We start from the raw sequence: 13,828 nt of genomic DNA, 5'->3' as shown, positions 1-13,828 counted from the left end.
AGCTTAAGCACTGAAATATTTAGCTTTTGAGTGTAGTGAAATTATAGCTGTAGTACTTTGTTCCGGATGAAGTTGTTCAGATTCATCCATGGTCAAGTTAATTCTTTTTGCATCCAACAAAGATAATTGTATGTTCGAATCAGAAACTTTTGGACATGCAGGATATCCAAAAGAATATCTAGCTCCTCTATATTTTTGTGCTAGTATTTCTCTATTTTTGTCTGGTTCTTCAGTCCTAAAGCCACATTCAATACGAATTAATGCATGGACATACTCAGCTAGAGCTTCTGCTAATTGCACAGTAAGTCCATGGAATAATAAATAATCACTATATTTATCTTCTTTAAATAATTTTTGAGAATACTCACTAGCAATATCACCCATTGTTACTGCCTGCATAGGAAATATATCTATTGGTTTATCATTTTTTAAATCACAATAGAAATCAGCTATGCAGAGATTATTCCCTGATTTTTGTCTTGGAAAATTGAATTGAGAAATTTTATTTAATGATTTATCATCAAATAAAAAAATACTATTATCTTTTCTGCCACATCTGAAATATCCATAAACTGCTTTGGGTGAAATAAGTTTTTTTTCTACAATTGTCTCTAACCATTTATCTAACAAAGGTTTTGCATATGAATCCAAATAGTTATTGTATTCATCTACGCTTTGGTTTTTTCCTTTTTTTATTTGCCATTGTCCACTAAATAAAGCTTTTTTATCTAGATAAAAAATTAACTTATTTAAATCTATATCAACCTCGTATAAGACTTTCGTTCCCAAAAAAGGAGGGTTAATTGGTTCTTCTTCATTTATAAATTTAGATCTAATAAAATTTTCTTTTAAATTAAATGTTGAAGTCTCGGTGTTTATGGATATTGAATTATTAACCTCTTCAGAGTTAGTTTTGGATGAGGCTAAGCTAATATTTATACCTTCATTGTTAATAAATCCCTCTGTATTTGACCAATTACCCTTCTTTTTATTATCCATATATTCATTCATGAATTTTAGATCAGTGAAAGCATCTTTTCCGTACAATATTTTTCCTTTATATATTTTGCTGCAGTCCTCATTTACAAATTTTGGCGTTAACGCTGCACCTCCTAATATCACTGGTACACTAATATCTTCATTGTTAAAAGCCTCCAAATTATCTTTCATAAATGCAGTCGACTTTACAAGTAATCCGCTCATAGCAATACAATCTGCATTATGCTTCTTTTGAGCATCTATAATTGCGGAAACATCTTGCTTTATTCCAAGATTTATTACGTCAAAACCGTTATTAGTAAGTATTATATCAACCAAATTTTTTCCAATATCATGAACATCGCCTTTGACTGTTGCAATTAAGAGTTTTCCATTTGATATTTTTTCATCTACAGTTTCCATATATGGTTCTAAAATTGAAACAGCAAACTTCATTGTTTCAGCAGATTGCAGTACAAATGGCAATTGCATTTGACCTGAACCAAATAAATCTCCTACAACTTTCATCCCATCTAGTAAAAATGTATTAATTATTTCTAGAGGTTTATATTTTTTTAAAGCTTTATTTAATTGATCTTCTAAACCAATTTTTTCTCCATCAATAATATGATTTTTTAAACTTTCTTCAAGAGTTAAGTTTTTATTTTCTGAAGATGCTTTTTTGAAATCCTGAATAGATAAATCTTGAAAAGCCTTTGTTAATTCTACTAATGGATCATAGGTACAAATATCATCTTCAAATTCTCTTTTGTCATAGATCAAATCTAAGCAAAGCTTTTTAGTTTCATCAGAAATTTTTGATAATGGCAATATTTTATTTGGAGCGATGATAGCAGAATCCAATCCTGCTTTAATGCATTCATCTAAGAATATTGAATTTAAATTAATTCTAGATAATGGTGAAAGACCAAAACTTATGTTTGAAACACCCAATATAATATGAATTTCAGGGAAATGATCACGAATTTTAGAGATAGCGCTAATTGTCTCTTTAGCGTTTAATCTATCCTCCTCTATCCCAGTAGAAATTGGAAGAGCTAGTGGATCAAAAAAGAGCTCATAATCTGATAAACCAGATTCCCTGGATCTATTAATAGCTCTTTTAACAATGTTATATTTTTTTTCTGAATTCCTTGCCATTCCATCTTCATCAATAGTTCCAATAACAAGTCCTGAGCCATAAGCTAAGGCTAAATTAAGAACTTGATCAAACCTTTCATCTCCATCTTCGTAATTGGTGGAATTTATAATACATTTACCCCCAGCTGATTTTAATCCACTTTCCATTTTGTCAGCATCTGTCGAATCAATCATTAATGGCAAATTTATATTAGTCACTAGTCTTGAAGTTATTTCTTTCATATCTTTAACTCCGTCTCTTCCCACATAATCAACATTTACATCGAGAACGTGGGCATTTTCTTTTTGTTGTTGCTTAGCAATTGAAACTAAACCATCCCAATCGTCGTTATTTAACAACTCCCTTACCTTTCTAGATCCACTCGCATTTAATCTTTCTCCTACAATTAAAATTGAATTATCTTGTTTATATGGCACCGAATTATATATTGAAGCCGCAGAAGGAATATAACTGCTAGAAAAATTCTTACCATTTTTGTTAGTCCGTTCGACATCTATAATTTCATCGATAATTGAAGAAAGATATTTAATATGGTCTGGTGTCGTCCCACAACATCCACCAATCAATTGAACATTAAAGTCATATATAAAATTCATTAACTGCATTTTTAATTCTATTGGCGTTAATTTATAGTGAGCAACACCACCAATATTTTCAGGAAGGCCTGCATTGGGAATACAACTTATAGCGAAGGGTGAATTTTCAGATAAATATTTAATATGATCCTTCATTTGTTCTGGACCAGTTGCACAATTAAGTCCAAGGATATCTATATTAAATGGCTCTAATATTGTTAATGCTGATGCTATATCAGATCCAACAAGCATAGTGCCTGTTGTTTCCATTGTTATAGAGACCATTATAGGTATATCAACATTTTTACTTTCAAGTATTTCTTTTGAGGCTAATAAGGCAGATTTTATTTGCAAAACATCCTGGCAAGTTTCTATTAAAAGAAGATCAACTCCTCCATCTAAAAGACCATATATTTGTTCTTTATATGATTGCTTTAATTCATCAAAATCTATATGTCCTAATGTAGGTAATTTAGTTGTTGGTCCAATTGAACCAGCAACAAATCTTGGTTTATCAATTGATGAATATTTGGCAGTACTTTTTTTAGCTATTAAAGCTGCATTTTTATTTATCTCATAAGCCTTGTCCGCAATATCATATTCTTCAAGAACTATTGATGAGGCTCCAAAAGTATTAGTTTCTATAACATGACAACCTGCTTCTAAGAATGAATTATGAACCTTTTCAACTACCTTTGGTGATGACAAAACAAGGTTTTCATTACATCCCTCTAATTCCTTTCCTCCAAAGTCATCTGCAGTAAGATTTAAGTTCTGAAAAGATGTTCCAGTACCCCCGTCAAAAATAATTAATGGTTTTTCGTCTCTATTTAGATAGGTTCTGAAAGATTCCATTTTGATTAAAAATCGATTTTTATATTGAAATTCTTGTTACCCAATTATCATAGTCTTGAGAACGACCCTCTGTTATTTCAATAAGCTTATTTTTTAACTTATTCATTATTGGTCTTTTAACATTTAATTCAGTTGATTCAATTTTTTTAACTGGTGTAATTTTTGCTGCTGTACCAGTTAGAAAAACTTCATCTGCTATTAATAATTCTGTTTTATCAACTGGTCTTTCAATTACATTTATTCCAAATGATTTTGCTAATTCAATTACACTAGCTCTAGTAATCCCCTCAAGGATATCTTGATCAACACCTGGAGTGATTAAGTCTCCATTTCTTACAACAAATAAATTCATACCACTAGCTTCGCTTACCTTACCACTTGAATTTAATAGCAAGGCTTCGTCAAAACCCGATAAACTAGCTTCCGTTTTAGCTAATGAACTAGTAATATAAGCTCCACTTATTTTTCCTCTCAATGGGAGAGATCTATCTTCTTGTCTAGTCCAACTACTCATTCTACAAGAAACACCATCTGGGGATAAATAATCTCCTAGTTCAATACAATAAATAAAGAAATCTGTTTCAATATTGTGTAACCTTGGAGCTATACCTAAATCACTTGTATATACAAATGGTCTTATATAAATAGGTTTTTCTGGCTTGTTTCTTTTTATAACTTCCTCTAAGGCTTTAAAAATATATTCTTCAGAAATATCAGTTAAGAGTAATTTTGCACTTTGAGATAATCTTTTTATGTGTTTATCAGTTCTAAATAAAAGGAATTCTTCTTTATTTGTTGGGTTAGGTATAGCTCTCATTCCTCCAAATGCAGCAGTACCATAATGTAGTGCATGAGTAGCTATTGATATTTTTGCTTCTTTAAATGGAATACATTTACCTTCGAACCAGGCATATGGAAGAAATTCATGCATATTCAATTTATTTAATTAAGGTAAACTTGTTTTATCCTACTTACTTATTCTAAACCTTATTTATATATAAAAATGCACAGGATATTAAATATAGCAGGAAATGAAAAGAATAAGGATGATTTAATAGAGCAACCAGTTGCAGATTTTATTTTTATAACAAGTGTCAAAGCTGATTTAAATCTCTTATCAAACTTATTGTTAGAAAAAGAATTTACTTCATTAAAAAATAATATTAGAGCTTTAGAAATTTCTAATTTAAATTCCTCAGCTCAAGTAGATAATTATCTACTAAAAACAATTAATTATGCAAAAGTTGTCGTACTAAGGTTATTTGGAGATAAAGGTACATGGAACTATGGAATTGAACAACTTTTAAATTGGCAAGCATTTGATAAAAAAAGGAAGCTAGTAATCCTATCAGGTACCCTTGACCAGGAAGTCTCCTTATCTGAAACAAGTAGTATAGATAAAGATGTAGCATTAAATATTTCTAAATTACTAAGATCTGGAGGACTGGATAATTATAGGAAATTTCTCAATTGTTTAAATTATCTAAAGATAGATGAAACATTAATTCCTGATGAGTTTTTGAAGATTTCTTATTATGCAGATCCTTATTTATATGATTGGAAAATTGAAAAAGGTGAAAAGATAGGAATAATATCCTATAAATCGCTTTTTTTGGCTAATGAAATTGAAGTAAACGAAAAACTTAACTTGCAGTTAAGAAAATGCGGACTATCCCCTAAAACATTTTTTATATCAACTCTAAAAGATCATATTATTCAAAAGAAATTAATAGAAATTTTTAAAAAAGAAGATATTAAAATAATAATTACCACAACTTCCTTTTCTTCATCTCAAATCAAAAATAATGATTTAATTGAAAATTCAACAAATATTTTTACTTCTCTTAAAATCCCTATTTTACAGCTTCTTTCTTCTAATATATCAAGAAAAAATTGGTTAAATTCATCAATTGGAATGAATTCATCTGATTTATTAATGCAAATAATCATTCCCGAATTTGATGGCAGAATTACTACCTGTCCTTCTGCATTTAAAGAAATAATTTCAAAGAAAAATACACTTTATAGTGAAATAACTAGTTACAAAGCTGATCAAGTAGGTATTGAATGGATTTCAAAATTTGCGACAAATTATGTGAAACTTCAAAAACTTAATAATTTTGATAAAAGAATTTGTTTAGTTATAAGTAATTATCCAGTAAAGAATGGAAGAATCGGTAATGGTGTTGGTCTTAATACACCAACTTCGATAATAAATATTCTTAACTGGTTAAGAGAAGAAGGTTATGACCTTGGATCTTGTAATTATCCACAAGATTCTTCGGAATTAATGTCAATTCTTATAAAAACTAGAACTAATGATATTGAATCTCAAAATAATAAACCATTAGATTACTTACCACTTAGTGAATATTTAAAATATTGGAAAAATTTAGAACTTGATCCTAAAAATATTATTGTTAATCGTTGGGGCAAACCATCTGATGCCATCGACCTTGATAATAAAGGATTCTCAATAAATGGTCTTAGATTTGGAAAAATAACATTATTGATTCAACCTCAACGAGGTTATGACTCTTTCACTGATAGAGATATTCATTCGCCTGATCTTCCACCTCCCCATAGATACTTAGCACAATATTTTTGGATTGAAAAAGTTTTTAATGCAAATGCTATATGCCATATTGGTAAGCATGGGACTGTTGAATGGTTACCTGGCAAATCTATAGGTCTCAGCAATAAATGTTTCCCAAATATTATTTGTCCAGCTATACCTAACATATATCCCTTTATCGTAAATGATCCTGGCGAAGGATCCCAAGCTAAAAGAAGAACTGCTGCCACAATTATTGATCATTTAACTCCACCTTTGGATAGATCAGAATTATATGGAAAATATTCAAAATTAGAAAATTATTTAGACGAATATTTTGAAGCAAAATTATTAAATTCTAATCGTATTGAAATAATAGAAAAATCCATTTTTAAATTAATTAAAAAAGATTTTAGTGAAATTACTTTAATGAATAAAAATAATCAAATAGAAGAAATTGATTCCTTTCTTTGCAAAATTAAAGAATCTCAAATCAGAACAGGATTACATGTTTTTGGCAATAGGCAGAATGATATTAATGAAATAAATTTATTCTTGTGTATTGCTAGAGTGCCAAATGCCCGCCGAATTGGTGTTGTTCAATATATAGCCAAAAATTTAAAACTAGATTTGAATCCTTGGACAAATAAATATGATCAAAAGTTAACTGAAAAGGATAAAAAAATATTATTGAGTTTTTCAAACAAAAAAATTTTAAATTTTAGAATGGCTATTGAGTTTTTAGAACAACAAGCAAAATATCTAATATATTTGTTTTTTTACAAAAATAAAACCAATATAAAAAATCTAGAAAAATATAAAAATCAGCAAATAATAGACTATTTCTTTAATGATAAGAAACACAATAATTATTTTTTATTATTAAAAAATGAGATCCTAAATCCAATCATTAATTCTTCATATAATGAAAAATCATCATTTATTAATTCATTAAATGGTAAATATGTAAACAGTGGTCCATCCGGTGCCCCTACGAGAGGTAAAACAGAAGCTTTACCTACTGGTAAAAATTTCTTTTCAGTTGATGCGAGAGGACTGCCAACTGAATCAGCATGGAGTGTTGGTTGTAAATCTGCTTCTCAAATAATTGATTTATACAAACAAGACAATGGAGAAGATTTAAAAAATATAGCAATATCTGTATGGGCAACATCTACAATGAGAAATGGTGGAGAAGATATTTGTCAAATATTATATTTATTAGGCGTACAACCTATTTGGGATGGACCCTCAAGAAGAGTAATTGATTTAGAAATCATCCCTTTATCTGTTCTCGATAGGCCAAGGGTAGACGTTACATTAAGGATTTCGGGAATGTTTAGAGATGCATTTCCTCAGTTAGTTAAATTAACTTCTAAAGCAATAAATCTTATTTCTAATCTTAATGAGAATGATAAATTCAATCCTCTTGCTGCAGCATTAAAGGATGGTGATCCAATTAATCGTATATTCGGTTCAGCGCCGGGTTCATATGGAGCTGGTCTACAAGAACTAATTTCAAATTCTAATTGGGAAAATATTGATGATTTTGGCGAATCTTTTCTTAATTGGAGTAAGTGGATTTACAGTGATAATCTTGAGCCGATAGAGGACAAAAAATCATTAGAAAACGCTCTTAAAAATGTACAGTTAGTTGTTCATAACCAAGATAATAAGGAACATGATATTTTAGATTCTGATGACTATTATCAGTTTCAAGGTGGTTTATCTTCAGCAGTAAAAAAATTGAGCGGTAAATTACCGGAAATGTATCATGGTGATTTATCTAAATTTGGATTATCTAAAATTTCAAAATTACAAGATGAAATTAATAAAGTTGTTATATCAAGAATTCTTAACCCTAAATGGATAAATGGAATGAAGGATAATGGTTATAAAGGAGCTTTTGAATTTTCAGCTACACTAGATTACTTATATGCTTTTGATGCTTCTACTGAAGTAGTATCAGATTGGTGTTATGAGGAAGTTTATAAATCATGGTTATGTGATAGGGATCTTAAGAATTTCTTTCTAGAGAATAATCCATGGGCATTAAGAGATATTGCACAAAGATTTCTTGAAATTGTCAATAGAAAAATGTGGAATAATTGTTCTTCTGATGTCATTGAAAATTTAAAGAATATAATTATTAATACTGATTCAAAAATTGAAAAAAACGAATTCTGAATTATCTGCCTAAGAGTGAAAGTCCATGACTATCTGTTCCGCATGTTTTTAGCATTGAATATTTATTTGCTAATTTATCTATTTCTGAACAGACAAATAAACTAGGATTCCATACTTCATTAAGTTCATAATCGTACCAAACCTCTATTCCATCAATACCTTGTATTTTTGCCTCTGGAATTAATTTATAAAAGGGAATCCTGTACCTCGCTGGATGTGCAAGAAATGATAAACCACCAGCTAAATTTATTGCTTTAATAACTGATTTGATATTTAAATCATTACCTATTGGAGATTCTCCAAGGATGTAGGGATTAAGGTATCTGCTTTTTATATCTATTCCCAATCCAATTACATGTACTAAACATCCTAGAATTAAACAATTAATTTCTATTCCCGAAATCAATGTAAATGCATCTTTAGGATAATTTGTGAGTATATTATTTGTTTTTATATATTCATGAGCTTTAATTGTATGATGATCGGTTATTGATAAAAATTTCAAGTTATTTTTATAAGCTTGTTCTAAAAGTTCATAGGGTTCTAGACTTCCATCACTAAATTTTGTATGACAGTGAAAATTAATATTTTTAGGACAACTATATTTATTAATATTGGAAGTTAATTTTATTAAGTCTTCCCTATTCATTACTTAATGAATTCTCATTTTTCTTTCTAATCTTTGCATATAACTGTATTGAAGCCAACATGAAAATAACAAGTCCAACTACACTCCATGTAGCAACACTGGTTGGAAAATTATTTTTAAAAATAACTAAAAGTACAATTATGAATAATAATAAAGTTGGCAATTCATTTAATAATCTTAGGTTTTTTGCTGAAATGGTCGAGGTACCATTTTGTAATGAATACATTATTTTGTAACAATAGGAATGATAAATTACTAATCCCAAAACAAAAGAAATTTTAATTTGCAACCACTTCTCACTTAACCAACTTGGCTGCATAATAACCATGCATATAGCCATACTTAAAGCTAATATCATCCCAGGAGTTGTTATTATATTCGCCAGCCGTTTTTCCATCAAGGAGTATTGTTTATTAAAGGCAATTTTTAATTCATTATCCATATTTTTAGATTCTTCATGATATATGAAAAGTCTTACCAAATAAAAAAGTCCGGAGAACCAAACGACTACCCCAATTATGTGAAGTGATTTAAACCAGAGATATGCTTCAGCTGCCAAATTACTAGATTAATTTATAAATATATATTTTTAATATAGTTATATTTAACAATATCTATAAATCTATTTTTCAAAAATTAATTAATATTTATAACTCGTGAAAATATTTATATATATCATTTACTGAATTTTTTCCAAGTCCTTTAACTTTTGATAAATCCTCTTTACTAGCTATTCTTATCGCGTCTATTGATTTAAAATGCTCAAGCAATTCTTTTATTCTTGATGGCCCTAATCCACTGATTTGGGATAATTGTGATCTATTCATTCTCTTAGATCTTTTGTCTCTATGAAAAGATAATGCAAATCTATGAGCTTCATCTCTTATTCTTCTTAATAGAAGAACTCCTTTTTGATTTTCATCAGTATCAAGAGACTTTTTAAAACCTGGAATAAATATTTCTTCGTGTTTTTTTGCCAATGAACATATAGTAACTTCTTCCTCAAGATTTAATTCTTTTAATGCTTTAATAGCTGCATTTAACTGCCCTTTACCTCCGTCAATCATTATTAAATCAGGCCAATCTGATAGAAGTTCATTGTCTAATTTGCTATTCGTTTTATCATTTAATATTGAAAAATCACCTCCGCTTTTTTTAAATCTTGACCATTTTCTAAACCTTCTATGTATTACTTCATATATCGAAGCAAAATCATCACTATGTCCTATAAAAACGTTTGGATCTTTAATTTTATATTTCCTATAATGCTGTTTAGAAGGTATACCATCAATAAAAACGACTTGTGATGCTACAGGGTCTGTACCTTGAATATGACTTATATCATAACCTTCAATTCTTTTAGGTTGTTCGCTTAATTCAAGTATTTGGGCAAGATCCTCAATTGCTGATTCATTATCTTGTATCCCATTTAATATTCTATCTAATTCTAATTTCGCATTTTTTAAAACCATCTCAACAGTTTCATGTTTTTTATTTCTTTTTGGGATTATTATTTTTACTTTCTTTTTTCTTAGCTCCGTTAACCAATCCTCTATGGTGGTTTGTTTTGGAAGGTTATATTGAATAAGAATTTCTGATGGTATTTCTACTCCTTCAACATTCATATAATGCTCTTCTAATACCCTTTGTAGAATAAGATTTTCATCTTCATTATTTAATTTTTGACTATAGCCAATTCTCCCAATGAGCTTACCAGATCTCATTTGGAAAATTTGTATACTAGCTACATTCTTTTCTGAAAATATTCCAAATATATCTCTATTAATTGATGAATCTGGTATTGATATTTTTTGTGATTCAGTTAATAATTTCAAACCTGAAATTTGGTCCCTTGTTTTTGCTGCATTCTCATAATCTAAATCATTTGAAAATTGCAGCATTTTTTTTTGTAAAAATATTTCTAAGTCATCATTTCTTCCCTGAAATATCATAGAAACTTGTTTCATTATTTTTTTATAATCGTCAGATGATATTACTTCTTGGCAAACACCTGGACATCTTCCTATTGAATAATTCAAACAAGTTCTATCCTTATAGACTGGCCTTGGTCTTTGTCTAAGTGGAAATATTTTTTTTATCGTAAATAATGTTCTCCTTAATAATCCTACATCAACATAAGGTCCATAATATCTATCTAAATTATTTCTATTTCTTCTTCTTCGTGTAATAAATATTCGAGGATATTTTTCACTCCAAGTTATACATAGATATGGATATTTCTTATCATCCTTTAATAGAATATTAAAGTATGGTTTGTTTGTTTTTATTAAATTTGACTCTAAATTTAGTGCTTCATATTCGCTATCTGTGACTATAATTTCTATTTCAGTTATTTGACGAACCATCAAACTTAATCTTGGAGTTAAATCTGAAAAATTATTGAAATAACTACTAACTCTACTTCGTAGTTTTTTGGATTTACCAATATAAAGTAAATTATTATCTATATCTTTAAAAAGATAACAACCAGATGATTTTGGGATTTCGGTTAGTCTTGATTTTAATAACTCCTTGTTATTAATTAATTTATATTCAATTTTAAAATTATTTTTATTATCTATTTTTTCTATAGAGTAATTACTCATTTATATTGGTTAACCTCCATAATTCCAACCAGTTGAACTTAAATTAAGTGAGTCAACATCATTATTCAAATAAGCAGATTTAACTTCACCAACAAAAACGGTATGGTCTCCATGCATAACACTTCCAACAACTTCACATTCAACTCCACCCACACTATCTACTAAAATAGGTAAACCTAGTTCACCTAAATTAAATTCAATAGATTCAAATCTACTTCCTAATGCTTTTTGGGGTTTAAAGAAAACTGCTGCTAGATCCTTTTGATCACTTTTGAGAACATTTAGTGAGAACTTATTTGAAGTTTTTATTATTTCATGACTAGAACCCTCTGCTCTAACAGCCATAACGACTAATGGGGGATTGAAGGAACCTTGAGTAACCCAGCTAGCCGTAAATCCGTTTACTTCATTTTTATCTTCATCTCTAACACCACAAATGAATAGTCCGTGAGGTATTTTTCTTAATAAGATTTTTTTTGCTTCTAGATTTAATGTCATAATTAATTTATCTAATAAACTTATTTTAACTAAATTTCTTATTCGATCATAATAAATTCATGAAAATTCTTTATCCAGGTACATTTGATCCACTAACAAACGGGCATATTGATTTAATAGAAAGGGCTGAAAAATTATTTGGCAATATAGTTGTAGCTGTTTTAGAAAATACTACTAAAAATCCAACATTTAATCTTCAAAAAAGAATATCACAAATAAAAAATTCTCTTTCTTATTTAAATAATGTTCAAGTTATTTCTTATTCAGGCCTCACTGTCAATTGTGCCAAGGATTTGAAAGCTAACCTTATTCTAAGAGGTTTACGAGCAATGAGTGATTTTGAGTATGAACTACAGATTGCTCATACAAATAAATCTTTAAATAAGGATATTGAAACTATATTTCTATCGACAAATACAAATTTTAGTTTTCTTAGTAGTTCTTTAGTAAAAGAAGTTGCAAAATTTGGTGGTGAAATTAATCACATGGTACCGCCATGTGTTGAAAGGGATTTAAAGGAATATTTTAAATAATATTTTTATTTACATGATTTCATGTAATAAACTTCACGTAATAATTTAAATGCTTTTTCTTTATCAATATTTTTTGAATTTTGGATAATGCTAATAATCATTGGCTTCTCATCTTTATATAAAAAGCCTGATAGTGCAAAGACATTTGAAAGAGTTCCAGTTTTTCCAAAGAACTTACCTGATAGTTCAGAATTTACAAATCGTTTAGATAATGTTCCTCTTACTCCCATTATTGAAAGTGTAGATTGATAAGCTTTAAAATCATTTGAATACCTCATTTTATCCAAAAACAATACAACTAACTTTGTTGTAATTCTATTTTTTCTAGACAGTCCACTAGCATCTGCAAAAAAAGTATTACTTATTGGAAGACCTTTTTTTCCTAACCAATTTTTCAATTTTAAATAATCATTATAATTCCAAGTATTAGAGGCATTTTTAAAGAGAGATTCTGCTGTAAAATTATGGCTTTCAGAATTTGTTAAAGTTAATAATGATAGAATTGAATTTGAGTATATTTTATTTATCTCGATAGCATCTTTTAAATAAAATCTTTTTTCTGAATCAAAATAATTAATATTTACATTTGAGTTTAAAAATTTAATATTTAAATAGTTTTTAATAAAATTATTTAAAGCATAAATATCATCATATTTATTGTGATTACTTTCTATTGCAAGAGATGTAATTGGAGATCCATATTCGTAAAGCTTATCAGTATTTGTCCAACCTTTAGGCCAATGTAGTTTTGAATCAACTTCTACAATATTAAAGTTTATATTTTTATTTTCTTCAACATTAGAAATTAGTTCAATTATATCTTCATAATTCAAATCTGGATCACCCTGACCAACCAAATAATAATTGTTTTTATTTTTTTTTAATAAAGAAGTTTTTAAATTATTATTTAATTTATATTTATTTAAAACATAGGCTGATGAGAATAATTTTTGATTAGATGCTGGCAATCTTGGAACTTCATCATTATAGGAACTAATTAATGTCCCATTATTATTCATAATTGATACACTAAAGGAATTATCGAGTGTTCGATTTAATAATGCATCATAGCTAGGACATGTTTTTTTTCTTGTAATTATTCCAGGGAAATTAAAATAAATACTATTTAGAACAAGTATTTTTTGATTTATTAGTAAATATCTTATTAAAAATGGCGATACTATTATTGTAAGAACAATTAAGAAAAATATATATAATTTTTTTATCACAT

Annotated in this window: 9 protein-coding genes; 2 read left to right on the top strand and 7 right to left on the bottom strand. The window is 28.4% G+C overall.

All coding sequences use genetic code 11. From position 1 onward, the window contains the following. Positions 1-3 precede the first annotated feature (3 nt). Positions 4-3,570 carry a methionine synthase gene (gene metH, locus HA146_RS04710; protein ID WP_209108395.1) on the bottom strand — a complete coding sequence of 1,189 codons (3,567 nt, stop codon included), beginning with the start codon at positions 3,568-3,570 and terminating at the stop codon, positions 4-6. 19 nt (positions 3,571-3,589) lie between these two features. Beyond that, positions 3,590-4,501, bottom strand: a complete 912-nt coding sequence (locus HA146_RS04705) for a branched-chain amino acid transaminase (protein ID WP_209108394.1) — start codon at positions 4,499-4,501, stop codon at positions 3,590-3,592. Positions 4,502-4,573: 72 nt separating this feature from the next. Here HA146_RS04705 and cobN point away from each other — a divergent pair, with 72 nt between their 5' ends. Further along, complete coding sequence (cobN, locus tag HA146_RS04700) at positions 4,574-8,311, top strand: cobaltochelatase subunit CobN (RefSeq protein ID WP_209108393.1); 3,738 nt, start codon at positions 4,574-4,576, stop codon at positions 8,309-8,311. A 1-nt stretch (position 8,312) separates the two neighbouring features. Here cobN and HA146_RS04695 read toward each other — a convergent pair whose 3' ends face one another. From HA146_RS04695 to HA146_RS04680, 4 genes are all read right to left on the bottom strand, one after another. Then, on the bottom strand, positions 8,313-8,960 hold the full coding sequence (locus HA146_RS04695) for a PHP domain-containing protein (protein ID WP_209108392.1): 648 nt from the start codon (positions 8,958-8,960) through the stop codon (positions 8,313-8,315). Then, positions 8,953-9,519 carry a protoporphyrinogen oxidase HemJ gene (hemJ, locus tag HA146_RS04690; RefSeq protein ID WP_209108391.1) on the bottom strand — a complete coding sequence of 189 codons (567 nt, stop codon included), beginning with the start codon at positions 9,517-9,519 and terminating at the stop codon, positions 8,953-8,955. The genes HA146_RS04695 and hemJ overlap by 8 nt, the downstream gene beginning before the upstream one ends. Before the next feature lie 88 nt (positions 9,520-9,607). After that, positions 9,608-11,566: an excinuclease ABC subunit UvrC gene (gene uvrC, locus HA146_RS04685; RefSeq protein WP_209108390.1), complete on the bottom strand. Its 1,959-nt coding sequence runs from the start codon at positions 11,564-11,566 to the stop codon at positions 9,608-9,610. Positions 11,567-11,575: 9 nt separating this feature from the next. Beyond that, positions 11,576-12,064: a flavin reductase family protein gene (locus tag HA146_RS04680; RefSeq protein WP_209108389.1), complete on the bottom strand. Its 489-nt coding sequence runs from the start codon at positions 12,062-12,064 to the stop codon at positions 11,576-11,578. A gap of 59 nt (positions 12,065-12,123) precedes the next feature. On the opposite strand from HA146_RS04680, the gene coaD reads away from it, so the two are divergent. Next, positions 12,124-12,597, top strand: a complete 474-nt coding sequence (gene coaD / locus HA146_RS04675; RefSeq protein WP_209108388.1) for a pantetheine-phosphate adenylyltransferase — start codon at positions 12,124-12,126, stop codon at positions 12,595-12,597. A gap of 5 nt (positions 12,598-12,602) precedes the next feature. Here coaD and HA146_RS04670 read toward each other — a convergent pair whose 3' ends face one another. Further along, positions 12,603-13,826, bottom strand: a complete 1,224-nt coding sequence (locus HA146_RS04670; RefSeq protein WP_209108387.1) for a D-alanyl-D-alanine carboxypeptidase — start codon at positions 13,824-13,826, stop codon at positions 12,603-12,605. Positions 13,827-13,828 lie beyond the last annotated feature (2 nt).

This window comes from Prochlorococcus marinus CUG1416 (genome assembly GCF_017695965.1).
Classification (GTDB): Bacteria; Cyanobacteriota; Cyanobacteriia; order PCC-6307; family Cyanobiaceae; genus Prochlorococcus_A.
Note: the sequence above shows the minus strand (reverse complement) of the source record. Positions and strands in the feature narration are given on the sequence as shown.